This window comes from Citreicella sp. C3M06, assembly GCF_018860705.1.
In the GTDB taxonomy this organism is placed as follows: Bacteria; Pseudomonadota; Alphaproteobacteria; order Rhodobacterales; family Rhodobacteraceae; genus Salipiger.
This window is the reverse complement of record NZ_JAHKQA010000007.1, coordinates 131236-155368: the sequence shown is the minus strand read 5'-3', so window position 1 is coordinate 155368 and position 24133 is coordinate 131236. Positions and strand designations below refer to the sequence as shown.

The 24133-nt window shown below is 64.3% G+C and carries 20 protein-coding genes; 9 read left to right on the top strand and 11 right to left on the bottom strand.

Features of this window, described 5'->3' with window-relative positions:
• Positions 1 to 17 precede the first annotated feature (17 nt).
• The 3 genes from KO516_RS02855 to KO516_RS02845 form a co-directional block, all read right to left on the bottom strand.
• A complete protein-coding gene (locus tag KO516_RS02855; RefSeq protein WP_216002300.1) occupies positions 18 to 419 on the bottom strand; it encodes a glucose dehydrogenase in 402 nt (133 codons plus the stop codon).
• 222 nt (positions 420 to 641) lie between these two features.
• Entirely contained in the window at positions 642 to 1979 is a 1338-nt protein-coding gene (locus KO516_RS02850; RefSeq protein ID WP_216002299.1) for an ammonium transporter, read from the bottom strand.
• A gap of 37 nt (positions 1980 to 2016) precedes the next feature.
• Complete coding sequence (locus tag KO516_RS02845; protein ID WP_007794645.1) at positions 2017 to 2355, bottom strand: P-II family nitrogen regulator; 339 nt, start codon at positions 2353 to 2355, stop codon at positions 2017 to 2019.
• Positions 2356 to 2608: 253 nt separating this feature from the next.
• Here KO516_RS02845 and KO516_RS02840 point away from each other — a divergent pair, with 253 nt between their 5' ends.
• The 4 genes from KO516_RS02840 (at position 2609) to rlmH (ending at position 8310) form a co-directional block, all read left to right on the top strand.
• Positions 2609 to 4786: a transglycosylase domain-containing protein gene (locus tag KO516_RS02840; protein ID WP_216002298.1), complete on the top strand. Its 2178-nt coding sequence runs from the start codon at positions 2609 to 2611 to the stop codon at positions 4784 to 4786.
• An 80-nt stretch (positions 4787 to 4866) separates the two neighbouring features.
• Positions 4867 to 7197 carry an aldehyde dehydrogenase family protein gene (locus tag KO516_RS02835; RefSeq protein ID WP_216002297.1) on the top strand — a complete coding sequence of 777 codons (2331 nt, stop codon included), beginning with the start codon at positions 4867 to 4869 and terminating at the stop codon, positions 7195 to 7197.
• A gap of 252 nt (positions 7198 to 7449) precedes the next feature.
• Positions 7450 to 7815 carry a ribosome silencing factor gene (gene rsfS / locus KO516_RS02830; protein WP_216002296.1) on the top strand — a complete coding sequence of 122 codons (366 nt, stop codon included), beginning with the start codon at positions 7450 to 7452 and terminating at the stop codon, positions 7813 to 7815.
• Between the two features lie 24 nt (positions 7816 to 7839).
• A complete protein-coding gene (gene rlmH / locus KO516_RS02825; RefSeq protein ID WP_216002295.1) occupies positions 7840 to 8310 on the top strand; it encodes a 23S rRNA (pseudouridine(1915)-N(3))-methyltransferase RlmH in 471 nt (156 codons plus the stop codon).
• A gap of 262 nt (positions 8311 to 8572) precedes the next feature.
• Here rlmH and KO516_RS02820 read toward each other — a convergent pair whose 3' ends face one another.
• Entirely contained in the window at positions 8573 to 9376 is an 804-nt protein-coding gene (locus KO516_RS02820; RefSeq protein ID WP_216002294.1) for an undecaprenyl-diphosphate phosphatase, read from the bottom strand.
• A 226-nt stretch (positions 9377 to 9602) separates the two neighbouring features.
• Here KO516_RS02820 and KO516_RS02815 point away from each other — a divergent pair, with 226 nt between their 5' ends.
• The 4 genes from KO516_RS02815 to mtgA all read left to right on the top strand — a co-directional run bounded on the left by KO516_RS02815 (position 9603) and on the right by mtgA (position 17230).
• Positions 9603 to 11039, top strand: coding sequence for an NAD(P)-dependent oxidoreductase (locus KO516_RS02815; protein WP_216002293.1), 1437 nt, complete (start codon positions 9603 to 9605; stop codon positions 11037 to 11039).
• Positions 11040 to 11111: 72 nt separating this feature from the next.
• Positions 11112 to 11549, top strand: coding sequence for a GFA family protein (locus KO516_RS02810; RefSeq protein ID WP_216002292.1), 438 nt, complete (start codon positions 11112 to 11114; stop codon positions 11547 to 11549).
• Between the two features lie 81 nt (positions 11550 to 11630).
• A complete protein-coding gene (gltB, locus tag KO516_RS02805) occupies positions 11631 to 16172 on the top strand; it encodes a glutamate synthase large subunit (protein ID WP_216002291.1) in 4542 nt (1513 codons plus the stop codon).
• Positions 16173 to 16573: 401 nt separating this feature from the next.
• Positions 16574 to 17230 carry a monofunctional biosynthetic peptidoglycan transglycosylase gene (gene mtgA, locus KO516_RS02800; RefSeq protein WP_252737356.1) on the top strand — a complete coding sequence of 219 codons (657 nt, stop codon included), beginning with the start codon at positions 16574 to 16576 and terminating at the stop codon, positions 17228 to 17230.
• Here the strand turns inward: mtgA and KO516_RS02795 are convergent.
• Together KO516_RS02795 and KO516_RS02790 are read right to left on the bottom strand one after the other, a co-directional pair.
• A complete protein-coding gene (locus tag KO516_RS02795; protein WP_216002289.1) occupies positions 17227 to 17370 on the bottom strand; it encodes a hypothetical protein in 144 nt (47 codons plus the stop codon). The two genes, mtgA and KO516_RS02795, sit on opposite strands and share 4 nt — an antisense overlap.
• Positions 17371 to 17786: 416 nt before the next feature.
• On the bottom strand, positions 17787 to 18413 hold the full coding sequence (locus tag KO516_RS02790; RefSeq protein ID WP_216002288.1) for a GcrA family cell cycle regulator: 627 nt from the start codon (positions 18411 to 18413) through the stop codon (positions 17787 to 17789).
• Positions 18414 to 18535: 122 nt separating this feature from the next.
• On the opposite strand from KO516_RS02790, the gene KO516_RS02785 reads away from it, so the two are divergent.
• Positions 18536 to 19345, top strand: a complete 810-nt coding sequence (locus KO516_RS02785; protein ID WP_216002287.1) for an ABC transporter permease — start codon at positions 18536 to 18538, stop codon at positions 19343 to 19345.
• Here KO516_RS02785 and KO516_RS02780 read toward each other — a convergent pair.
• From KO516_RS02780 to KO516_RS02760, 5 genes are all read right to left on the bottom strand, one after another.
• On the bottom strand, positions 19266 to 20231 hold the full coding sequence (locus tag KO516_RS02780) for a DMT family transporter (protein WP_216002286.1): 966 nt from the start codon (positions 20229 to 20231) through the stop codon (positions 19266 to 19268). The genes KO516_RS02785 and KO516_RS02780 overlap by 80 nt on opposite strands.
• A 316-nt stretch (positions 20232 to 20547) precedes the next feature.
• Positions 20548 to 21000 carry an NUDIX hydrolase gene (locus KO516_RS02775; RefSeq protein ID WP_216002328.1) on the bottom strand — a complete coding sequence of 151 codons (453 nt, stop codon included), beginning with the start codon at positions 20998 to 21000 and terminating at the stop codon, positions 20548 to 20550.
• A gap of 204 nt (positions 21001 to 21204) precedes the next feature.
• Entirely contained in the window at positions 21205 to 21342 is a 138-nt protein-coding gene (gene cydX, locus KO516_RS02770) for a cytochrome bd-I oxidase subunit CydX (protein WP_216002285.1), read from the bottom strand.
• 12 nt (positions 21343 to 21354) lie between these two features.
• Entirely contained in the window at positions 21355 to 22518 is a 1164-nt protein-coding gene (cydB, locus tag KO516_RS02765; RefSeq protein WP_216002284.1) for a cytochrome d ubiquinol oxidase subunit II, read from the bottom strand.
• A 5-nt stretch (positions 22519 to 22523) separates the two neighbouring features.
• Positions 22524 to 24122 carry a cytochrome ubiquinol oxidase subunit I gene (locus tag KO516_RS02760; RefSeq protein WP_216002283.1) on the bottom strand — a complete coding sequence of 533 codons (1599 nt, stop codon included), beginning with the start codon at positions 24120 to 24122 and terminating at the stop codon, positions 22524 to 22526.
• Positions 24123 to 24133: the final 11 nt, after the last annotated feature.

The window sequence follows — 24133 nt, the reverse complement described above, 5'->3', positions numbered from 1 at the left end:
CTTCTGTCTCCTGAAGCTCAGAGGGGGCGGCGCTGGACGCGGCGGATGTTCGGCAGGCACAGCAGCAGCAGCAGCAGGATCACCGTCGGCGCGACCATGCGCGGCACCTGCGCCCACCAATCCGCGCCGACCTCCCACCACGACCAGACCAGCGTGCCGGCCCAGATCAGCAGGTAAATCCAGAGCGCTGCGACCTTACCGTGGTTCAGCAGGATGCCTGTCACGATCAGCCCGGCCCCGGCGATGGCGTAATACCAGCTGCCGCCCAGAACGATCAGGTAGACGCCCCCCCCGAACAACACGAGCCCGAACAACACGCAGACCCAGCCCAGCAACAGGACGCCCCAGCCGGGTCGCGAAAGCCTCTCCTCGCCCGCGGCGGAACTGTCGCTGCGGGTGTCGAATGTCGTGGTGGCCATGGCGACCTCCTCTTGGTGATTTGCATGCGATGAAGGGCAGAAGAACTGCCCCACAGGAACAAAATGAAGCCAGCCGTCGGAAGGTTCCCGCCGACGGCCAACATTCGCGCGGATTTTACGAATAACCAAGGGAAGCGCGCCGATACCGGGCACGGAACACAAAAAACCCGGGCGCAAGCGCCCGGGCAGTTGGTCACGAAAGGCTGATAAGGAAGGAGGAAATCAGCCCTTGGAGAACTCGGGGTAGGCTTCCATGCCCAGCTCGCCCATGTCGAGGCCGGTCATTTCTTCTTCGGCGCTGACGCGGATGCCCATCACCAGCTTGAGAACAAGCCATGTCAGACCAGAGGCGACGATGGTGAAGATGCCAACCACGACGATGCCGTAGAGCTGCGTGCCGAAGGTCGCGTCACCGTTGGTGAAGGCCACCGCGATGGTGCCCCAGATGCCGCAGACGAGGTGAACCGGGATGGCACCGACGACGTCGTCGATCTTCATCTTGTCCAGCATCGGGACCACGAACACCACGATGATGCCGCCGATGGCGCCGATCAGGGTCGCTGCGCCCAGCGTCGGGGTCAGCGGTTCAGCGGTGATCGACACGAGGCCGGCCAGCGCGCCGTTCAGCACCATGGTCAGGTCGGGCTTCTTGTACATGATCTGCGTCAGGATCAGCGCCGCAAGCGCACCACCGGCAGCAGCCGTGTTGGTGTTGGCAAAGATGCGCGACACGTCGGCCACATCACCCACGGTGCCCATCGCAAGCTGCGAGGCGCCGTTGAAGCCGAACCAACCGAGCCACAGGATGAACGTGCCAAGCGTTGCAAGGGTCAGGTTCGAACCGGGCATCGGGACGGTCATGCCATCCTTGTACTTGCCGATACGCGGACCAAGGATCAGCGCGCCGGTCAGAGCCGCCCAGCCACCGACCGAGTGCACAACCGTGGAACCAGCGAAATCAAGGAAGCCAGCTTCGTCAAGGAAACCGCCGCCCCACTTCCAGGACGCCTGAAGCGGATAGATGATCGCGGTCAGCACGATCACGAAGATGAGGAACGGCCACAGCTTGATACGCTCGGCCAGAGTGCCCGAAACGATCGACGCGGTGGTGGCGCAGAACATCAGCTGGAAGAAGAAATCCGACCCGGTCGAGGCATAGCTGTAATCGTCGGCCGCATCTGCGGTCACGCCAACGGCTTCCAGCACGCCGGGGCCCCAGACGCCCGAAATCACGCCATCCATCGACCATGTGCCCAGCGGGTACATCAGGTTGTAACCGATCAGGTAGTAAAAGATCGCGGCCAGCGAAAACAGCGCGACGTTCTTCATGCACTGCATGGCAACGTTCTTGGAGCGCACGAGGCCCGCTTCGAGCATCGCGAAACCTGCCGCCATGAAGAAAACGAGGAAGCCGCCGACAAGAAAGAGAAGCGAATTGAGGATGAAGACTGTGTCGGTCGCCGCGTTCACGCCTGCGACGGGGGCGTCATCCTGTGCCAGGCCCAGTGTCGGCAGCGCGATCAGCGCGGCAACCGGGGCAAGTACCTTGAGAAATTTCATGTTCCTGATGTCCCTTGTATCCTGATGTCCCGAAGGATCAGATCGCGTCCGCGTCGGTCTCACCGGTGCGCACGCGTACCGCCTGTGCCACGTCCAGCACAAAGATCTTGCCGTCACCGATCTTGCCGGTTTGCGCGGTCTTGGTGATCGTCTCGACGACCTGATCGGCCATCGACGCGGCGACCACGATCTCAAGCTTGATCTTCGGCACGAAGTTCACCGCATATTCGGCGCCACGATAGATTTCGGTGTGACCGGACTGCGAGCCGAAGCCCTTGATTTCGGTCACCATCATGCCGCGAACCCCGATACCGGTGAGCGCCTCGCGCACCTCTTCGAGCTTGAACGGCTTGATCGTCGCAATGATCAGTTTCACCTTGGTCCCTTTCGTTTGGCAGACCGCTGCCTGCATCCCATGGGCAGAAAGACGCCGCGTCAGCGCGATTAGAAGTCGGGGGGGCTTGCAAGCCCCGCGACCCCACCCATGATGCACAAGATGTAACCAGAAAATCAGCAAACGCACAAAAATACAGCTTCCTAAAAAGACGATAATGTGACCCTTTCTGCGTCTACATCCCGACGCAAAACCGTTAACCTATGACAAAAGAGACAAGGCCGGGCAGGTACAGATGAGTGATTCAGGCCGGGGCAAGGGTCGGCTGGTGGCAGAGCGCCGATATTCCAGCAAAACAACCCAAAAGCCCCAGAAAACCGCAAAGAAACCCACGGCAAAGCGACGCCCCCGCAAGGCGGCGCCGCGACGGCGTGGCGGCATCTCGGGCTTCATTCTCGGCATCTTCCGCTGGGTCTTTGGCCTGATCTGGACCGTGGTCTGGCGGGTGACGGCGGTGATTGCCCTGCTTGTTGGGCTTGGCGTTGGCTATTTTTACAGCACCCTGCCACCGCTCGAGTCGCTGCTAGACGGGCGGGCGCGCGGGTCGGTCACCCTGCTCGACCGGCACGACCAGATCTTTGCATGGCGCGGCGATCAGTTCGGCGGGCCGGTGACGGCGGACAGCGTGTCGAAACATCTCAAGAATGCGGTGATCGCGACCGAGGACAAGCGGTTCTACCAGCATTTCGGTGTCTCGCCGCGCGGTGTCGCCGGGGCGATCCGCATCAACCTCTCCGAAGGGCGCGGGCCGCTGTCGGGCCATGGCGGCTCGACCATCACGCAACAGACCGCCAAGCTGCTCTGCGTCGGTCAGGAATACGATGCATCGGTCTGGAAGACCGAATCCGCCTACCTGTCGGATTGCCGTCAGGGATCGCTGGCGCGCAAGGGCAAGGAAGCGCTTTACGCCCTCGCGATGGAGCTGAAGTATTCCAAGGACGAGATCCTCTCGATCTATCTCAACCGCGCCTATATGGGCGGCGGCGCCTATGGGGCCGAGGCCGCATCCGAGCGCTATTTTTCGAAACACGCGGGCGAGCTGAATGCGCAGCAAGCGGCGATGCTGGCCGGCCTGCTGACCGCCCCGTCGACCTTGTCGCCGACCAACAACCTTGAACGCAGCCAAGGGCGCGCGGCCACCGTGCTGCGGCTGATGCGCGAACAGGGTTACCTGACCGCCGAACAGGAGGCCGCCGCGCAGGCAAACCCGGCCACCCTGTCGGACGAGGCCGAGCGCAAGCTGGGCGGCTATTTCGCCGACTGGGTGATCGACACGCTTCAGGACAACCCGATCACCGCCGACACCACCGAAGACGTGGTGATCAATACAACGCTCGACCCCAAGCTTCAGCGCGCCGCCGAGGCCGCAATGAACAAGGTCTACAGCGAAAAGGTGACCAAGCCCGGCTCGGTGGTCGAAGCGGCGATCGTGGTGATGTCGTCGGATGGCGCGGTGCGTGCCATGGTCGGCGGCAAGAAGACCGGCGTTTCGGGCGTGTTCAACCGCGCCACGCAGGCCAAGCGGCAGACCGGCTCCAGCTTCAAGCCGTTCATCTACGCCACCGCGCTCGACATCGGCTATTCGCCCTATGACACCGTCGTCGACGAGCCGTTCTGCATGAACATTCCCGGCTCGGGTCAATGGTGCCCCAAGAATTACACCAACAATTTCAAGGGCCGGGTGACGCTGACTCAGGCGCTGGAAAATTCGCTGAACATCCCGGCGGTGAAGATCTCGGAATCCGTCGGGCGCGATCTGGTGCAGAAGGTGGCGAACGGGTTCGGCATCCGCTCGGATCTCAACGACAGCCCGGCGATGGCACTTGGCACCTCCGAGGCGTCGCTGCTGGAAATGACCGGCGCCTATGCCGGGTTCCTCAACGGCGGGTCCGCCGTGCTGCCCTACGGGTTGCGCCAGTTGCGCCTGAAGGGCGACAACGAGGTGCTGGTGGGCTCGGGCGGCGGCATCCGCGAACGGGTGATCCAGCCCGAAGCGGCGGGCCAGCTGATCTGGATGATGGAAAAGGTGGTGAGCGAAGGCACCGGTCGCCGCGCCAAGCTGCCCGATGGGCGGCCTGCCGCGGGCAAGACCGGCACCTCGAACGATGCGCGTGATGCGTGGTTCATCGGCTTTACCGCCGATTACGTGGTCGGCGTCTGGATGGGCAACGATGACAACTCTCCGCTGTCCGGCGTTACCGGGGGCGGGCTGCCCGCCGATATCTGGCGCGAGACCATGACTCGCGTCTCCGAGGGGCTGCCGATCTCTCCGCTGCCCACGATCGCGCCCAAGGAGCCCGCGCCGCAGGTGGCGCAGCCCGCGCCCGCGCCGCAGCCGGCCCCCGCGCCAGAACGGCAGCGCCGCGACAACATCATCCAGCAGGTGCTGCGCGACCTGCTGGGCGGCGGCTGACGCCACGCTTGCGCGCGCGGGGGCTGGCATTCGCCGCCCTCGCGCGCTCTAATCACCCGTGACGCGGAGGAGCCCAGAGCATGAGCGTGAAAGAGATCTTCGAGACGATGGACTACGGCCCCGCCCCCGAATGCGCCGCCGAGGCCCTGACATGGCTGGTGGATCAGGGCGCCCGCTTTGGCCATTTCATCGACGGCAGCTTCACCGAGCCGGGCACCCTGTTCGACTCCCGCAACCCGGCGACGGGCGAGGTGCTCGCCTCGCTCACGCAGGCCACTCAGGATGATGTCGACAGCGCCGTCGCAGCCGCCCGTCAGGCGCAGCCCGGCTGGGAAGACATCGGCGGCGCGGCCCGCACCCGATTTATGTATGCGCTGGCGCGACTGTTGCAGAAACATGCCCGGCTACTGGCGGTTCTGGAGACGCTCGACAACGGCAAGCCGATCCGCGAATCGCGCGATATCGACGTGCCGCTGGCGGTGCGGCATTTCTACTACCACGCCGGCTCTGCCCAGCTGATGGACAGCGAAATGGACGGGCGCGCCGCCATGGGCGTCTGCGCCCAGATCGTGCCGTGGAATTTCCCGCTGCTGATGCTGGCATGGAAGGTCGCCCCGGCGCTGGCGATGGGCAACACCGTGGTGCTCAAACCCGCCGAATGGACCTCGTTGAGCGCGCTGCTGTTTGCCGATCTGTGCCGTCAGGCTGGGCTGCCCGATGGCGTGGTCAATATCGTCACCGGTGACGGCGCGGTGGGCGAGATGCTGGTGCGCGCCGACGTCGACAAGATCGCCTTTACCGGCTCGACCGAGGTTGGCCGCGCCATCCGCACCGCCACCGCGGGCAGCGGCAAGGCGCTGACGCTCGAGCTGGGCGGCAAATCTCCCTACATCGTGTTCGAGGACGCCGATCTGGACAGCGCCGTCGAAGGGCTGGTCGATGCGATCTGGCTCAATCAGGGGCAGGTCTGCTGCGCCGGTTCGCGCCTGCTGGTGCAGGAAGGCATCGCCGAGCGCTTTTACGCCAAGCTGCGCGCCCGGATGGATACGCTGCGCATCGGCAATCCGCTGGACAAATGCATCGACGTCGGCGCGATCATCGACCCCGAGCACCGCCAGCGCATCGCCCGGATGATCGGCAGCGAGGGCGACATCCATCAGACCCTCCCCTGCCCCGAGGGCTGCTATTTCCCGCCGACGCTGATCACCGGCCTCTCCTCCGCGCATCCGCTGATGCAGGACGAGATCTTTGGCCCGGTGCTGGTCGCCGCCACCTTCCGCACGCCCCAAGAGGCGGTGCAGCTGGCCAATGACACCCGCTATGGCCTTGCCGCCAGCATCTGGTCGGAGAACATCAACACCGCGCTGGATATCGCCCCAAAGCTGGCGGCGGGCGTGGTGTGGATCAACGGGTCCAACATGTTCGACGCCGCCGTGCCCTTTGGCGGGCTGCGCGAAAGCGGCTTCGGGCGCGAAGGCGGTCCCGAAGGGCTTGCCGCCTACACCCGCCCTGTGCGCACGCGCGAACCGCTGACGCCCATCGCGCCCTTTGCCGGCAGCAACGCCGACCCGCAGCCGGTGGACCGCACCGCCAAGCTGTATATCGGCGGCAAGCAGGTGCGCCCCGACGGTGGCCATGCGTCGGGTATCTACGATGCCGAAGGCCGCCTGATCGGTCAGGCCCCAATCGCCTCGCGCAAGGATATCCGCAACGCGGTCGAGGCGGCGCGCGGCGCCTCCGGCTGGGCCAACGCACCTGCGCACACCCGCGCGCAGGTGCTGTATTACATCGCGGAAAACCTGCAGGCACGCGCCGACGCCTTTGCCACGCTCAGCGACCGGCTGACCGGCATGGCGCGCGGCGCCGACGAGGTGTCGCTTGCGGTGGACCGGCTGTTCACCGCCGCCGCATGGGCCGACAAATATGACGGGCGCATCGCGCAGGCCCCTCTACGCGGCGCGGCGCTGGTGATGCGCCAGCCCTGCGGCGTCATCGGCGCGCTGTGCCCCGACGAGGCGCCGCTTCTGGGGCTGGTGTCGGTCATGGCGCCTGCCATCGCGATGGGCAACCGGGTGGTGCTTGTCGCCTCGCAGCCCTTCCCGCTGGCGGCACTGGAATTCACGCATATCCTCGAAGGCTCGGACGTGCCGGGCGGGGTGGTCAACATCCTCACCGGCCCGCATGCCGATCTTGCCCCCACGCTGGCGCAGCACATGGATATCGACGCGGTCTGGAGCTTTTCCGGCGCCGATGTCAGCCAGCCCATCGAACAGGGCGCGGCAGGCTCGCTCAAGCGCAGCTGGGTCAACGACGGGCGCGCCCGCGACTGGTGGGGCCCCGAAGGCACAGGCCCCGAATTCCTAGAACAGGCCACCGAGTGCAAATCGGTCTGGATTCCCTGGGGCGCGTAGGGTATGGCCCCGCAATCGGCGATGGACCGCCAAGACAGAAGCTCCTGACCTTGCGGCAGAATCGGGCAGATGCAACGCATTCTGCCTTTCCCGCAGGCGTGCGCTGGCCGGTCATCATTGAGAATTTACATCCGGGATGTTATCTTGTCCCTACGCCCGGCGCCGGGGTGACTTTCGGCGCTTGTCTAGAAGGAGGACGATGTCCTGTCACTTAACGCGAACGCGGCGCATGCCGCTGAGCCGGGGCTGGCGATGAACAGCGCGCCCCAATCCGAGGTCACCGGCGAGCAGATTCTCGCGGCGATCCTCACCAGTCTCGACGACATGAAGGCCGAGGAAATCGTGCAGATCGATCTGCGCGGCAAGACTGCTGTCTGTGATCAGATGGTGATCTGCTCGGGCCGATCGTCGCGCCAGGTCGCGGCCATCGCCGACAAGGTGGCCGAGGATCTCAAGCATCAGCTTGGCGTCATGTCCAAGATCGAGGGCCAGGACACCGGCGACTGGGTGCTGATCGACACGGGCGATGTCATCGTTCATGTCTTCCGCCCCGAGGTGCGGGAGTTCTATCAGCTTGAAAAGATGTGGGGTCCGCTCGGCCGCATCGCCAGCGCCTGATCGGCAAGACCTGAAAGGCCGCCCATGCGTGTGCATCTGTGCGTCGTGGGGCGGCTGCGGTCTGGCCCTGAAAAACCGCTGGTCGACGACTATCTCAAGCGCTTCGATCGAACCGGGCGCGCGTTGGGTCTTGGCCCGGCGCGCCTGATCGAAGTCGACGACCGCAAGGGCGGCGGCATGGCGGGCGAGGCCGAGCTGTTGCGCCGCGCCCTGCCGTCCGGCGCCCGGCTCTGCGTTCTTGATGAACGCGGCGCGGTGATGAGCTCGCCCGATTTCGCCCGAAAACTCGGCACTCTGCGCGACACCGGCACGCAGGATCTGGCCTTTGTCATCGGCGGGGCCGATGGTATCGACCCTGCGCTGCGTGCCGAATCGGATATGGCGCTGTCTTTCGGGCAAATGGTCTGGCCGCACATGCTGGTGCGGGTCATGTTGTGCGAACAATTGTACCGCGCTGCCTCGATTCTGGCCGGAAGCCCCTACCACCGCGCCTGAGGCGCAGCATTTCCCGGCCATTTTCCGCCGAAGCACAACCCTGTTTGGCGAAGTTCCGCCGCCGCCGGGCGCGCGGTATCTGGCCACCATTGCCACCGGCAATCCCCGTGATCTAGCTCTCATTTAGGGACGTGTCACGCTGCCCACGGGCGCGCTCCTCTGGTCCGGCAAGCCTGTCCCTATGCGGCCCGCCCGAGGCCGTTTACGGCCGGTTCAGATTCCACGCCCCGGAGAGCCACCCAACTCTCCGGGGTTTCTTTTTTCAGGTGTAGGCGTACCAGAGCAGGCCCGCCCCCAGCAGCACGCGGTAGATGACATAGGGCGTGAAGCTGACCGATTGCAGCAGCTTCATCATCAGCGTCAACGCCGCCAGTGCCGCGCCAAAGGCAAAGATCGCGCCGATCAGCCCGTCGATGGCCACCTGCGCATCGGCCTGTCCGGCCACATCCGCCGCCAGCAGCACGCCGGAGGCAAGGATCGTCGGGATCGACATCAGCATCGACAGCTTGGCCGCATCGTGCCGTGTGTAGCCCATGAAGCGCCCGCCGGTGATGCAGATGCCCGACCGCGACGTGCCGGGAATCAGCGCAAGCATCTGCCACAGACCCATTTTCAGCGCCTGCATCGGCGTCCAGTCGGCCTCGGTCCTGACCTCGGCGCCCTTCTGATCTGCCCACCAGAGTACCAGCCCGAAGCCCAGCATCGTCCAGCCGATCACCGCGACCGAGCGCAGCTGCTCGTCGAGGCCGGTGACCTTGAGCACCAGTCCGGCGATCACCACCGGGACGGTCGCGATCGCCAGACCGAGCGCCAGCTTTGCGCCCGGCGTTTCGCGGCGCCCACGCAGCAGATCGACAAGGCCCAACAGCGCCATCCGCACATCGGACCAGAAATACAGGATCACCGCCGCCAGCGTGCCCAGATGCACGGCAACATCGATGGCGAGACCCTGATCCGCCATGCCTGTCAGGCTTGGCAGCAGGATCAGATGCCCCGACGAAGAAATAGGCAAGAATTCGGTGATTCCCTGGATCAGCGCCAGTAGGATCAGTTGCAGCATTGGCATGGGGAGGTTCCTGCGACTAGGCTTTTTAAACTCTGTAAATCTGTGCGCAGTATCGCGACAGAAGGTCAATACCTCCGATCCGGACCTTTTTTCACCCGGTTTCGCGCCGAATTCACCTGCCCAAGGCAAAATAATGCGAATATAGGTCAGCACTTGTGACTTTTATTCCATTTCGCCTTTGTATATGACCCTCCTTGACCAAGGACTTGTTCGGAGACCCAGGAATATGGCGAAGCAGCCGATGCTCAAATTCGTGAAGATCTCGCGGGACATGCCCGAAAAGCGGGATGCAGAGGCCCGCAACACGGACTTCGACGAAATCTATGCCGGTTTCGCCGAGGCCAAGGCCGCAGAACAGGCCAGCCGCTGCTCGCAATGCGGCGTGCCCTATTGCCAGAGCCACTGCCCGCTGCACAACAACATCCCCGACTGGCTGAACCTGACCGCCACCGGACGCCTCGAAGAAGCGTACCAGCTGAGCCAGTCCACCAATACTTTCCCCGAGATCTGCGGCCGCATCTGCCCGCAGGATCGTCTGTGCGAAGGCAATTGCGTCATCGAGCAGTCGGGCCACGGCACCGTCACCATCGGCGCGGTTGAAAAATACATCACCGACACTGCGTGGGAAAAAGGCTGGGTCACCCCGGCCGCCCCGGCGGTCGAGCGCCGCGAGAGCATTGGCATCATCGGCGCGGGTCCGGGCGGGCTTGCGGCGGCGGATGTGCTGCGCCGGGCCGGTGTGCAGGTCACCGTCTATGACCGCTACGATCGTGGCGGCGGGCTGCTGACCTACGGCATCCCCGGCTTCAAGCTGGAAAAAGACGTGGTGATGCGCCGCATCAAGCAGCTTGAAGACGGCGGCGTGCGCTTTGTCTTTAACTGCAACGTCGGCGAGACCCTGTCCTTTGAGGATATTCGCGATCAGCACGATGGCGTGATCATCGCAACCGGTGTCTATAAATCGCGCGATCTGCGCGGTCCGGGCGCGGGCGCCAAGGGCATCGTCAAGGCGATCGACTATCTGACAGCGTCGAATCGCGCGTCGAATTTCGGCGACACCGTCCCCGAATTCGAAAGCGGCGAGCTGAATGCCAAGGGCAAGAAGGTTGTGGTGATCGGCGGTGGCGACACCGCGATGGATTGCGTGCGCACCGCGATCCGTCAGGGCGCGACCTCGGTCAAATGCCTGTACCGTCGTGACCGTGCCAATATGCCCGGCAGCCAGCGTGAAACCCAGAATGCCGAAGAAGAAGGCGTGATCTTCGAATGGCTGACCGCGCCGAAGGGCTTCAAGGGCGACACCGTCGAGGCGGTGATCGTCGAAAAGATGCGCCTCGGCCTGCCCGATGCCACCGGGCGCCAGTCGCCCGAGGTGATCGAAGGCTCGGATTATGAAGAACCCGCCGATCTGGTGATCAAGGCGCTGGGTTTCGAGCCCGAAGAGCTGCCGAGCCTCTGGGGCACACCCGAGCTGGAAGTGACCCGTTGGGGCACCATCAAGGCCGAGTTCACCAGCGGGCGCACCTCTCTGCCGGGCGTTTACGCGGTGGGTGACATCGTGCGTGGTGCCTCGCTCGTCGTCTGGGCGATCCGCGACGGGCGCGACTGTGCCGAGCATGTGCTGAGCGATCTCGACAAGCAGGCGGTGATCGCAGCGGAGTGACACCGGGCTGTCGCATCGCCCGCGCAGAGTTCGCCAGTTGAGCGCACCGCGCGCGGCGGATCAGGAGGCATCATGACGGAACGAACAGGCGGCTGCCTCTGCGGGGCGGTGCGATTCACGGCAAAATCACTGGGCGGTTTCGGCGTCTGTCATTGCGAGCAATGCCGCCGCTGGGCCGGATCGGCGCTGTTCGCCGCCACGGTGCCCGAAGCCGACATGATGATCGAGGACGTCCGATCGATCAGGACCTTCCGGTCATCGCCTTGGGCCAGCCGCGCGTTCTGCGGCACTTGCGGGTCGACGCTGTGGTATCGCTTTGATCACGGAGTCGATCGCAGCGGCAATTACGAGCTGGCCGTGGGGCTGCTTGACGATGCGAACGGGCTGACGCTTGAACGCGAGATTTTTTCCGACCAGCAGCCCGACTGCTGGCAGCTTGCCGGGGATCACCTGCGAATGACGCGGGCGCAGACCCTGGAAAAATATGGCGCTCAGCCCGAAACCGACTGAGCCCGCGCAACTTATCCGGACCCGTGCCGGACCCGAAGAATCCAGGCCGCAAGACGCGGCCCCGCATGGAGGTGCAATGCCATGACCAAGTATGATCAGACCTGGGCCACAGCCGAAGAAGCCAAGCGCAAGTGGATGGAAGAAAACGCGATGTTCCGCGAGGAGCACGAGCATTCCTCCTGCGGGGTCGGCCTTGTGGTCTCCATCAACGGCAAGCCGTCACGCAAGGTTGTCGAGGCGGGCATCACCGCGCTCAAGGCGATCTGGCACCGCGGTGCGGTCGACGCCGATGGCAAGACCGGCGACGGCGCTGGCATCCACGTACAGATCCCGGTCGATTTCTTCTATGACCAGATCGAGCGCACCGGCCACGCCCCCCGCAAGGGCGAGCTGATGGCCGTGGGTCAGGTGTTCCTGCCGCGCACCAACTTTGGCGCGCAGGAAACCTGCCGGACCATCGTGGAAACCGAAGTGCTGCGCATGGGCCATTACATCTATGGCTGGCGGCACGTTCCGGTGTCGGTCGACTGCCTTGGCGAAAAGGCCAACGCCACCCGCCCCGAAATCGAGCAGATCCTGATCTCCAACGCCAAGGGCGTCGACGAGGAAACCTTCGAGCGCGAGTTGTACGTCATTCGTCGCCGCATCGAAAAAGCCGCCGTCGCGGCAGGCATCAACGAGCTGTATATCGCGTCGCTGTCCTGCCGGTCGATCATCTACAAGGGCATGATGCTGGCGGAGCAGGTCAGCGAATTCTATCCCGACCTGCAGGACGAGCGCTTTGTTTCGGCCTTTGCGATCTATCACCAGCGCTATTCCACCAACACCTTCCCGCAGTGGTGGCTGGCCCAGCCCTTCCGGATGCTTGCCCATAACGGCGAGATCAACACCATCAAGGGCAACACCAACTGGATGAAAAGCCACGAGATCCGCATGGCATCCGCCACGTTCGGAGACATGGCCGAAGACATCAAGCCGATCATCGCCAACGGCGCATCGGACAGCGCCGCGCTGGATGCGGTGTTCGAGGTGCTGGTGCGCGCCGGGCGCAACGCGCCGATGGCCAAGACCATGCTGATCCCGGAATCCTGGTCGAACCAGGCGGTCGAGCTGCCGCAGGCGTGGCGCGACATGTATTCCTATGTCAACGCCGTGATGGAACCGTGGGATGGCCCCGCCGCGCTGGCGATGACCGATGGCCGCTGGGTCTGCGGCGGGCTTGACCGCAACGGCCTGCGCCCGATGCGCTATGTCATCACCGGAGACGATCTGCTGATCGCTGGCTCCGAGGCGGGCATGGTGCCCGTGGATGAGGCCACCGTGCGCGCCAAGGGCGCGCTTGGGCCGGGCCAGATGATTGCCGTCGACATGGAAGAGGGCAAGATCTACCGCGACACCGAGATCAAGAACCGCCTTGCCGCCTCGCAGCCGTTTGGCGAATGGGTTGGCAAGATCACCGATCTTGACGAGGCGCTGGCCGGGCTGTCGGAAAAGCCGATGTTCACCGGGACCGAGCTACGCAAGCGGCAGATGGCGGCGGGCTACACCATCGAAGAGCTCGAACAGGTGCTCTCGCCGATGGCCGAAGACGCCAAAGAGGCGCTGGCCTCGATGGGCGATGACACCCCGTCGGCAGTGCTGTCCAAGAAATACCGCCCGCTGAGCCATTTCTTTCGGCAGAACTTTAGCCAGGTGACCAACCCGCCGATCGACAGCCTGCGCGAATTCCGGGTGATGTCGCTGAAGACGCGGTTCGGCAACCTCAAGAACGTGCTGGATGAATCCAGTGCCCAGACCGAGATCCTCGTGCTGGACAGCCCCTTTGTTGGCAACGCCCAGTTCGACGAACTGGTGACGCATTTCAACGCCGATCTGGTCGAGATCGACTGCACCTTCCCGGCGGGCGCCGGCGAAGGCGCGCTGCGCGAGCATCTCGCCCGCATCCGCGCCGAGGCCGAGGATGCCGTGCGCTCTGGCGGTGGGCACATCGTGCTGACCGACCAGCACCAGTCGCTGGACAAGGTGGCGATGCCGATGATCCTTGCAACCAGCGCGGTGCATTCGTGGCTGACCAAGAAGGGCCTGCGCACCTTCTGTTCGCTGGGCATCCGCTCGGCGGAATGCATCGATCCGCATTACTTTGCCGTTCTCGTCGGCTGCGGCGCGACCATCGTGAACCCCTACCTCGCCGAAGACAGCCTTGCCGACCGCATCGAGCGCGGCCTGCTCGATGGCACCCTGACCGAGAACGTCCTGCGCTACCGCGAGGCGATCGATCAGGGCCTGCTGAAGATCATGGCCAAGATGGGCATCTCGGTGATCTCGTCCTATCGCGGCGGTCTCAACTTCGAGGCTGTCGGCCTGTCGCGCGCCATGGTTGCGGAATATTTCCCCGGTATGCTGAGCCGCATTTCCGGCATCGGTGTGCACGGCATCCAGCAAAAGGCCGAAGAAATCCACGCGCTTGGCTACAAGAGCAACCGGGATATCCTGCCGATTGGCGGCTTTTACAAGGCGCGCAAGTCGGGTGAGACCCATGCCTGGGGCGCGCAAACTATGCACCTGCTGCAGGCGGCCTGCAACAAGGCGTCTTACGAGCTGTGGAAGACCTATTCCAAGGCGATGCGGGCCAACCCGCCGATCCACCTGCGCGACCTGCTCGACATCAAGCCGATTGCCAAGGCGATCCCCATCGAAGAGGTGGAATCCATCACCTCGATCCGCAAGCGGTTCGTGACGCCGGGCATGTCGCTGGGGGCGCTGTCGCCCGAGGCGCACAAGACGCTGAACGTCGCGATGAACCGCATCGGCGCGAAATCCGACTCTGGCGAGGGCGGCGAGGATCCGGCACATTTCGTGCCCGAACCCAACGGCGACAACCCGTCGGCCAAGATCAAGCAGGTGGCCTCCGGGCGGTTCGGCGTCACGGCGGAATACCTTAACCATTGCGAAGAGCTTGAAATCAAGGTCGCGCAGGGTGCCAAGCCCGGCGAGGGTGGCCAGCTTCCGGGGATGAAGGTCACCGACCTGATCGCCCGCCTGCGCCATTCGACCAAAGGCGTGACGCTGATTTCGCCGCCGCCGCACCACGACATCTATTCCATCGAAGACCTTGCGCAGCTGATCTATGACCTCAAGCAGATCAACCCGCGCTGCAAGGTGACGGTGAAGCTGGTGGCCTCGTCCGGCGTCGGCACGATCGCTGCCGGTGTGGCCAAGGCCAAGGCGGATATCATCCTGATCTCGGGGCACAATGGTGGCACCGGGGCATCGCCCGCGACCTCGATCAAGCACGCCGGCCTCCCGTGGGAAATGGGCCTGACCGAGGCGCATCAGGTTCTGGCGATGAACAAGCTGCGCGACCGCGTGACGCTGCGCACCGATGGTGGCCTGCGCACCGGGCGTGACATCGTCATGGCCGCCATGCTGGGGGCCGAGGAATACGGCATCGGCACCGCGGCGCTGATCGCCATGGGCTGCATCATGGTGCGCCAGTGCCAGTCCAACACCTGCCCGGTGGGCGTGTGTACGCAGGACCCGGAACTGCGCGACAAGTTCACCGGCAACGCCGACAAGGTGGTGAACCTCATCACCTTCTACGCCACCGAAGTGCGCGAAATCCTCGCCTCGATCGGGGCGCGCAGCCTGAATGACGTGATCGGCCGCGCCGATCTGCTGCATCAGGTGTCGCGCGGCTCCGAGCATCTGGACGACCTCGATCTCAATCCGCTGCTGATCCGCGTGGATGGGGCCGACGACATCGTTTACGACCGCTACAAAGAGCGGAACCCGGTTCTGGATACGCTCGACGCCGAGATCGTCCGCGACGGCCACCGCTTCCTTGAAGACGGCGAAAAGATGCAGCTGTCCTATGCGGTGCAAAACACCCACCGCACCGTGGGCACGCGCACCTCTAGCCATATCGTCAGCAAGTTCGGCATGCGCAACGCGCTGCAACCCGACCACCTGCACGTCAAGCTGACGGGCAGCGCCGGGCAGTCGCTCGGGGCCTTCGCCGCGCCGGGGCTGAAGCTGGAAGTGTCCGGCGATGCCAATGACTATGTCGGCAAGGGTCTGTCGGGGGGCACCATCGTGGTGCGCCCGCCGATGATGTCGCCGCTCAAGGCCGAGACCAACACGATCATTGGCAACACCGTTCTTTACGGTGCGACCGATGGCTACCTGTTTGCCGCTGGCCGCGCCGGAGAGCGCTTCGCGGTGCGCAACTCGGGGGCCAAGGTCGTCGTCGAGGGCTGCGGCACCAATGGCTGCGAATACATGACCGGCGGCATCGCGGTGATCCTTGGCCCGATCGGGGCCAACTTCGGCGCGGGGATGACCGGCGGCATGGCCTATCTCTACGATCCCAAGGGCGAGGCCAATGACGTGATGAACCTTGAAAGCATCGTCACCTGCCCGGTCACCACCCCGCATTGGGAAACCGAGCTGAAGGGCCTGATCGAACGCCACGCCGCCGAAACCGGCAGCCGCAAGGCGCTCGACATTCTTCAGAACTGGGATCTGGAAAAGCAGAGCTTCCTTCAAGTCTGCCCGAAAGAGATGCTGAACAAGATCCCGCACCCGCTGGGCATCGATGAAGGTCTCGCCGTTCCCGCCGAGTGATCCACGCCCGGTCCGGCACAAAGACAAAGCGCCCGAGGGTTTCCCTCGGGCGTTTCCTTTTCAGGTGATCCGTCTTTCGATCCGCGCGGCGCAGTTCTGCCGCATCCGGTTTCCTTCGACGATTAACGGTTTGTTCTGACTTTCGTGAAAACCCTGTAAAGGTGTTCGGTAATTGGTAGCGTCCCGCCCCTTCTGGGGCATCGGACCCCGGCGCGTTTCGGCGCGCCGGGTCTTTCCTGCAAACCGCGCTCAGCTGATACTTTCATGGCACCGATTGGGCGTGTACATCTTTGCCCATGGCGCGAAACGCAAAACCCAAGACAGCTTCTGCAACCTCCGGCGCGAAATCCGCAAAGGCGCAGCCAAAGTCGCGCAAGCCGCAACGCCCCGGCCGCTGGCTGATGGCGCAATTGCTGCGGCTGGCGCTGGTGATGGCCGCGCTGCTGCTGCTGCTGGTCATCCTGTTCAAGGCGGTCAACCCGCCTGTCACCTACACCATGTGGTCCGAGGGCAAGCGCCTAGGCAGCCCCGTCGACCACAGCTGGGTCGATGCCGATGACATCGCCCCGGTGATGCTGCGCGCTGTCGTGGCCGCCGAAGACGCGAATTTCTGCACCCACTGGGGCTTTGACATGAAGGCGATCCGCGCCGCCATCGAAGAGGGCGGCAACCGCGGCGCATCGACCCTGTCGCAACAGACGGTCAAGAACGTCTATCTCTGGCAGGGGCGCAACTGGCTGCGCAAGGCGCTCGAGGCACTGCTGACCCCGGTGGTCGAGGCCGTCTGGTCCAAACGCCGCATTCTCGAAGTGTATTTGAACATCGCCGAATTCGACGAGGGTGTGTTCGGGGTGGCTGCGGCGGCGCGGCACTATTTCGGCGTGTCCGCGATAAACCTCAGCCCGACGCAGTCGGCGCGGCTGGCGGCAATCCTGCCCGATCCCAAGGGCCGCTCGGCGTCGAACCCGTCGAATTTCGTGCGCAAGCGCAGCAGCCAGATCATCAGCGGCGCCGCGACCATCAAGGCGGATGGCCGCGCCGCCTGTTTCGAAGGCTAGCGCATCGTCTCGTAATGGTCGAACTGGGCGGAACACATCCCAGCTAGGTTTTCGAACCCCAGCACCTGGCCTTTGCGCCCGCTGGCGATCTGCACGACATCGCCCGCAAACACCAAGGGCACCTCGATCATCACCTGCATGACCGATTGCTTGCGGCGGCGATAGTGAATCTCGCGCGGCCTTCAGCGTCTCGTGCAGGGCGGCGGAGCTGGCAACCATCTCGCGCGGCAGTTCGTCCAGCGAGGACGCTGCGCCCGGCTGATATTGCCACGCCCGCTCTGAGATCAGGTCGAAGGCGCCGGTGATCTGCCCGTCGCTGCACATCGGGATCTGGCGCAGCGCGATGCCGCGGCCGCAGCAATGTTGCGGCGCCGAGACGATCAGCGATACCCGGTCTGCAGCGGCGTCGATGCCGCTGACGAAGACAAAGGCGTGCAGCCCCCGTCCTTCAGGTCGGAGAAGGCCAATCGCCCGGCGCGCCGCCTTGACCTTACGCAAGCCGTGCAACGCAAAAGGCCCCGGATCTCTCCGGGGCCCTAATCGGATGCCGCGCGGCTTAGCGCCGACGGTCGCGGCGCGAGGACATCGGCTGGAACGCCACGCCCACATGCGCCTCGCAATAGGGTTTGCCCTGCTGAACCGGCAGACCGCAGAACCAGAACTGATCGGTCGCGGGGTCGCCCACCGGCCATTTGCAGGTGCGTTCCGTCAGCTCCATCAGCGTCAGCTTCTTTGCTTTTTTCTCGATCTCGGACACCTTGGCGAGCGCCTCGGGGCTGATCTCGTTCGCCGAGGGCTGCGGCGGCAGGGGCTGGCCCGCCGGGATGATCTTGCTGCGCGCCGAGTAAGGGGCAACGGGCACGACGGCGGTTTCCGTCGCCTCTTCCTCGGGCTCGGCTTCGACCGGGCGCGGGGCGGGGCGGGGCTTGATTGCCTCCTTGGGGGCGGGCGCCTTGGGCTTTTCAGCCGGGGCGGCGGCCGGAGTCGGCGCAGTGGCCGCCGAAGCGGGTGCAGGGGTCGGGCCGCCCGCGCCGCCGGTGCGGTTCGACAGGCCAAGGCGATGCACCTTGCCGATCACCGCATTGCGCGTGACGCCGCCCAATTCCTTGGCGATCTGGCTTGCGGACTGGCCTTCCGACCACATCTTCTTCAGGAGCTCGACGCGCTCATCGGTCCAGGACATCGTTCTTCCTCATTGAAAAAGGCGGCCCCCTCGGTCGGGCCGCCTGGAAATTCCGCGGGTCACGCTATTGTAGTCATCGCTATCCGAGTTACAAGCCGCGAGCAGCGATGAAAGGCTTCACAATGACCGAGATTCCGCACAGGAACCCCGCAGAGCGGCGCTTTGGCGCCGTCAACTGGATCGGGCTGTACACATTGTGCCGCCGCGAAGTGCTGCGGTTCACCACGGTCTGGACCCAGACGCTGCTGGCGCCGCTGGTCACGGCGGGGCTTTTCCTGCTGATCTTTACCATCGCCATCGGCCCGACGCGGGGCGAGGTGATGGGCGTACCCTTCACCCAGTTTATCGCGCCGGGCATCTTGATGATGACGGTCATCCAGAACGCCTTTGCCAACACCTCGTCGTCCATCGTGATCTCGAAGGTGCAGGGCAATATCGTCGACACGCTGATGCCCCCGCTTGCCCCATTCGAGCTGGTGCTGGGCTATCTGGCCGGCGGCGTGGCGCGCGGGATGGTCGTTGCGGTCTGCATCACGCTGGCGCTGGCGTTGACGACGGGGCAGATGCCCCAGCACCCGCTTGTGCTGCTGGTGTTCGTGATCCTTGGCGGGGCCTTCATGTCGGCGCTGGGAATGCTGGCGGGGCTGTGGTCGAACAAGTTCGACCAGATGGCGGCGATCACCAACTTCATCGTCACGCCGCTCGCCTTTTTGTCGGGCACATTCTATTCGGCGCAGGCGCTGCCGCCGCTGATGTACACGCTGACCCATTTCAACCCGGTGTTCTACCTGATCGACGGGGCCCGCTACGGGATGCTGGGCACCAGCGATGCCAGCCCGGCGATCGGCTTCGTCATCGCCTTGGGCGCGACGGCGGCGGTGCTGCTGGCGGCATGGGCGCTGATCCGGACGGGATGGCGGCTGAAGGCGTAACACCTGCCAGCGTCGGGGCCGGCTTGCGCCGTGCCTCGCGCCAGGCCAGCAGCCCGGCCCCGGCGACGATCACCGCCCCGCCAAACAGCGACACTCTGTCTGGCACCACGCCGAACAGCGCCGCATCATAGAGCGCGGCAAAGATCAGCGTCGCGTACCAGAACGGCGATACGAAACTGGCATCGGCGCGGCGCAGCGCCTGCACGAAACAGGTCTGCGCGCTGGCCATCAGCACGCCGATCCCCGCCAGCGCCGCCCATTGCCCCGGCGTTGGCATCTGCCACACGGCCAGCGCCGCAACCGACGCGATCCCGGTGCCGATCAGGTTGTTGACCAGCAAGATCTGAAACGCCCCTTCGCGGCCTGTCAGCCGCTTGATCACCACCAGCTCGCAGCCAAGGCATAGCGCCGCGCCCACTGCCAGCAGCGCAGCGGGCTGAAATGCTTCGGGCGTCGGGCGCAGCAGGATCATCGCGCCGGTGACGGCGATCAGCGCGGCGGCGATGCGCCATGGCCCGACCTTTTCGCCCAGAAACGGGATCGCCAGCAACATGCCCACCACCGGGTTGAGAAAGCTGATCGCCGTGGCATCGGCCAGCGGAATAAAGGCCGCGGCGGCGAACAGGAAGCTGATGCCGCCCCAGCCCAGCACCACCCGCCCAGTGTGCACCGCCCAAGCGGGCCGGGTGAAGCTTGGCCGCAACACCAGCGCGGCCAGCGCAAAGCTGCTTAGTGCAAAGACGAACCGCCCCTGACTGATCTGCAGCGGGTGCAGCGCCGGTCCCAGAACATCGGTGCCCAGCATCTTGGCCAGCAGCGTGGTGCCCGCGACAAAGGCCGAGGCGCTCAGGACCAGAAGGGCGGCAAAGGGCGGATTTTGTGTCATGCGCCCTGCCTGCGCCGCGCCTTTGGCAAAGGCAAGCGCTAACGCCTCGCGCGCATTCTAGCGCTGCCGAAGCAGAGAGCGCAAAATGATCGTTTCGCCGGGGTGCAGCGCGCCGCCGGTGCTGGTCATCTTCAACCTCGCTGTCGCGGTGGCGGCGCACAGGAGCTTGGCAGCGATGTGGCCTCGCCTGTCAGGCCTGATCACGCCCGACGCGGTTTCGCCATTGCCCGGTTCGGGCAGGGCATGCGCTCCGTCGGCAGCGCAACAAGGCAGGCGATGAGGGCGTGCAGCGGGCGGCCGTTGGTCGGAGTCCGTGTCAGGATTTTAGCAACTGGCGGATGATGGGCTGGCGCCTTGGCTTGTCCGAGAGCGACAGAAGCAATTCGCTCAGCTCCGGTTCGTGCACCCGCGCCGCCGCCGCCTCGGGCGAGAACCAGCGCCGCTTGCGCTCGCCGCGCTCCTTCCAGTTGCGTTTGAGCTTATCGACGATCATCGGATAGACCCGCACCGAGCAGGGCAGAACATTGCCACCCTCAAGCAGCTTGTCGTAATGATAGACCCCAAGCTCGTTGCACGAGATGCGCCCCTTTGCGCCAGCTTCTTCAAGCGCCTCGATCTCAGCCGCCGCCCATGGTTTGAGCCCGTCCATCTGCCAGCCCTTGGGCATGACCCAGCGACCGGTGTCGCGGGACGTCACCATAAGGACCTTGAGATCACCGTTGCGATCCCAGTGCAGGGGAAGGGCGGCGATCTGCTCGCCCTTGATCATTCTTGAAACGCGCACGTTCTGGGTACCATCGTCTAAAGATATGCAACTCTCGTAAATCAACTATGACGATTATGTTAAAAATCCGCTGACATTCACGTCATCTGCGCAAGTCGAGGCCGCTTTCCCCGATCTCGGGGCCCGATATTCAGAGTGAGCTTCGACAAGATCCCCCAGCCGCGCAAGGCGGCCGGGGGGGGGGAGGCTTCAGCGGCCCTGCTCGCCGCGCAGGCGATCAGCGTCTTCGACAAGGTTGGCATCGGCGCGCAGCTCAAGCCACATGGCGTTCAGAACCGCGAACAGGGCGGCCAGCGGCAGGCCGAGGATCCAGGCAAAATACCACATCAGGGACTCTCCTTAGTAAACGCTGTCGGAATTGCTGGTGACGTCGTCTTCGGTGACCTTGCCCCACAGCACCTTGTAGACCCACGCCGTGTACATCACGATCAACGGCACAAAGATCACGGCGGCCACCAGCATCACGAACAGGGTCAGATGCGACGACGAGCTGTCCCAGACGGTCAGCGAGCTGGACGGATCGACCGTCGAGGGCAGGATGAACGGAAACATGGTCAGACCAACGCTGGCGATGATGCCGGTGATGGCCAGCTTCGACCACAGCAGGGTCGAGACCTCATGCCCCTCACGCAGCCCGTTCACCGCCAGCGCGATGCCGGCAAAGCCCATGATCGGAGCGATGGCGATCCACGGGCGGTCGGCGTAGGAGGCCAGCCAGCTGCCCCCGTGCGCGACGGTTGAGAATAGCGGGTTGGACGGCCCGTCGGTGATCACCTCGCCGACGATCTGAAAGCCATCGACGCCAAATCCCAGCCACAGCCCTGCCAGCGCATAGGCCCCCGCGGCAACGATCCCTGCGACGATGCCGATGCCGCGCGCGCGCAGCTGCACCATGCCTTCGGTCTTCAGCGTCAGCCACGCCGCGCCATGCATCACCAACATCGACAGCGACACAACGCCCGACAGGATCGCGAAGGGCCGCAGCAACCCAAGGAACTTGGTCGCAAAGCTGCCGTCATACATCGGCATCAGGTCTTCGGTGAAATGGAACGGCACCCCAAGGAGCACGTTGCCCACCGCCACGCCGAACAGCAGCGCCGGCGCGGCGCCGCCGACGAACAGCGCCCAGTCCCAGTTGCTGCGCCAGCGCGCCGACGGCCGCTTGGACCGGTACTTGAACCCAACGGGCCGCAGGATCAGCGACGCCAGCACCGCGAACATCGCAAGGTAGAAACCCGAAAAGCTGACGGCATACAGCGGGGGCCACGCGGCAAAGATCGCCCCGCCGCCAAGGATGAACCACACCTGATTGCCTTCCCAGACCGGGCCGACGGTGTTGATCACCACCCGCCGTTCCAGATCGGTCTTGGCCACGAAGGGTAGCAGCGCCCCGGTACCAAGATCAAAGCCGTCGGTGATGGCAAAGCCGATCAGCAGCACGCCCAGCAGTGCCCACCAGATCACCCGCAGCAGTTCGTAGCTTACAAAGTCATGAAGGATCATTTGATTTACTCCGCGGGAGTTGTCGCAAGGGGGGCACGCAGCCGCGCTTCATGGCGCGCGTTCCACGCGTCGGTTTCGGCGACGTCCATGTAGGGGCCTTTGCGGATGTATTTGAGCATCAGCCCCATCTCGATGATGAACAGCACCGTGTAAAAGATGACAAAGCCCGCAAGCGTGATCAGCAGGTCGGCGATGCTCAGGTGGCTGACCGACAGTGCCGTCGGCAGCACGCCATCAACCGTCCATGGCTGGCGGCCGTATTCGGCGACGAACCAGCCCAGCTCGGCGGCGATCCACGGGGCGGGAATGACCGCAACCGCCAGCCGCAGCGACCAGCGCGGGAACTGCATGGTGCGGAAATTGGCGGTGACGAAGAAATACAGCATCACTGCGATGAACGAGAATCCAAGGCCCACCATGAGGCGGAACGCCCAGAACAGCGGGGCGACGCCCGGAATGGTATCGTTCGCCGCCATGACGATCTGTTCTTCGCTGGCATCGCGCGGATCGTCGACATAGCGCTTGAGCAGGAAGGCAAAGCCCAGATCGCCGCTGTGCTCTTCGAATGTCGCGCGGATCTCGGGCGACACCCCGGTGCGGTCGGCGCGGATCTGCATCAGCGCGTCATAGGCGATGATGCCCGAGCGGACCTTGTCTTCAGCCTCGGCCACCAGATCGTTGATGCCCGGAATCACGGTATCGAGCGAGCGGGTGCCGATCAGGCCCATCGCCCACGGGATCTCGATGGCGTAATGGGTTTCCCGCGCCTCTTTGTCGGGAAAGCCGATAGCGGTAAAGGGCGCAGGCGCGGGATGGGTTTCCCACATCGCCTCGATGGCGGCGAGCTTCATCTTCTGGGTATGCGAGGCGGAATAGCCCGATTCATCCCCCAGCACGACAACCGACAGCGATGCCGCAAGGCCGAAGGCCGAGGCCACCGCGATCGAGCGGCGCGCCAGTTCGATATGCCGCCCCTTGAGCAGATACCACGCCGACACCCCGAGCACGAAGACCGAGGCGGTGACATAGCCCGCCGATACCGTGTGCACGAATTTCGCCTGCGCGACCTCGTTGAACATCACCTCGAAGAAGCTGGTCATCTCCATCCGCATGGTGTCGGGGTTGAACTCTGCGCCCACCGGGTTCTGCATCCAGCCGTTGGCGATCAGGATCCACAGCGCCGAAAAATTCGACCCGATGGCGACCAGCCATGCCACGACCATGTGCTGCACCTTGCTCAGCTTTTCCCAGCCGAAGAAGAACAGCCCCACAAAGGTCGCTTCGAGGAAGAACGCCATCAGCCCCTCGATGGCCAGCGGCGCGCCGAAGATGTCGCCGACATAGTGCGAATAATACGACCAGTTCATGCCGAACTGGAATTCCATGGTGAGGCCCGTGGCCACGCCCAGCACGAAGTTGATGCCGAACAATGTGCCCCAGAACTTGGTCATCTGCCGCCAGATCGGGCGGTTAGTCATGACGTAGACCGTCTCCATGATCGCGACGAGGATCGACAGGCCCAGCGTCAGCGGTACGAAAAGAAAGTGGTACATCGCGGTCATCGCGAATTGCAGTCGCGACAACTCTACGAGATCGAAATCCATATCAGGTCTCC

What these genes read in the sequence shown, in the direction of transcription:
- KO516_RS02785 (WP_216002287.1), top strand. Translation starts at nt 18,536, where the DNA reads ATGACCGAGATTCCGCACAGGAACCCCGCAGAGCGGCGCTTTGGCGCC.
- KO516_RS02775 (WP_216002328.1), bottom strand. Translation starts at nt 21,000, where the DNA reads ATGATCAAGGGCGAGCAGATCGCCGCCCTTCCCCTGCACTGGGATCGC.
- KO516_RS02795 (WP_216002289.1), bottom strand. Translation starts at nt 17,370, where the DNA reads ATGCAGGTGATGATCGAGGTGCCCTTGGTGTTTGCGGGCGATGTCGTG.
- KO516_RS02820 (WP_216002294.1), bottom strand. Translation starts at nt 9,376, where the DNA reads ATGCCAATGCTGCAACTGATCCTACTGGCGCTGATCCAGGGAATCACC.
- KO516_RS02760 (WP_216002283.1), bottom strand. Translation starts at nt 24,122, where the DNA reads ATGGATTTCGATCTCGTAGAGTTGTCGCGACTGCAATTCGCGATGACC.
- cydB (WP_216002284.1), bottom strand. Translation starts at nt 22,518, where the DNA reads ATGATCCTTCATGACTTTGTAAGCTACGAACTGCTGCGGGTGATCTGG.
- KO516_RS02815 (WP_216002293.1), top strand. Translation starts at nt 9,603, where the DNA reads ATGGCGAAGCAGCCGATGCTCAAATTCGTGAAGATCTCGCGGGACATG.
- gltB (WP_216002291.1), top strand. Translation starts at nt 11,631, where the DNA reads ATGACCAAGTATGATCAGACCTGGGCCACAGCCGAAGAAGCCAAGCGC.
- KO516_RS02850 (WP_216002299.1), bottom strand. Translation starts at nt 1,979, where the DNA reads ATGAAATTTCTCAAGGTACTTGCCCCGGTTGCCGCGCTGATCGCGCTG.
- KO516_RS02835 (WP_216002297.1), top strand. Translation starts at nt 4,867, where the DNA reads ATGAGCGTGAAAGAGATCTTCGAGACGATGGACTACGGCCCCGCCCCC.
- KO516_RS02810 (WP_216002292.1), top strand. Translation starts at nt 11,112, where the DNA reads ATGACGGAACGAACAGGCGGCTGCCTCTGCGGGGCGGTGCGATTCACG.
- cydX (WP_216002285.1), bottom strand. Translation starts at nt 21,342, where the DNA reads ATGTGGTATTTTGCCTGGATCCTCGGCCTGCCGCTGGCCGCCCTGTTC.
- KO516_RS02790 (WP_216002288.1), bottom strand. Translation starts at nt 18,413, where the DNA reads ATGTCCTGGACCGATGAGCGCGTCGAGCTCCTGAAGAAGATGTGGTCG.
- rlmH (WP_216002295.1), top strand. Translation starts at nt 7,840, where the DNA reads ATGCGTGTGCATCTGTGCGTCGTGGGGCGGCTGCGGTCTGGCCCTGAA.
- KO516_RS02840 (WP_216002298.1), top strand. Translation starts at nt 2,609, where the DNA reads ATGAGTGATTCAGGCCGGGGCAAGGGTCGGCTGGTGGCAGAGCGCCGA.
- rsfS (WP_216002296.1), top strand. Translation starts at nt 7,450, where the DNA reads ATGAACAGCGCGCCCCAATCCGAGGTCACCGGCGAGCAGATTCTCGCG.
- mtgA (WP_252737356.1), top strand. Translation starts at nt 16,574, where the DNA reads ATGGCGCAATTGCTGCGGCTGGCGCTGGTGATGGCCGCGCTGCTGCTG.
- KO516_RS02855 (WP_216002300.1), bottom strand. Translation starts at nt 419, where the DNA reads ATGGCCACCACGACATTCGACACCCGCAGCGACAGTTCCGCCGCGGGC.
- KO516_RS02780 (WP_216002286.1), bottom strand. Translation starts at nt 20,231, where the DNA reads ATGACACAAAATCCGCCCTTTGCCGCCCTTCTGGTCCTGAGCGCCTCG.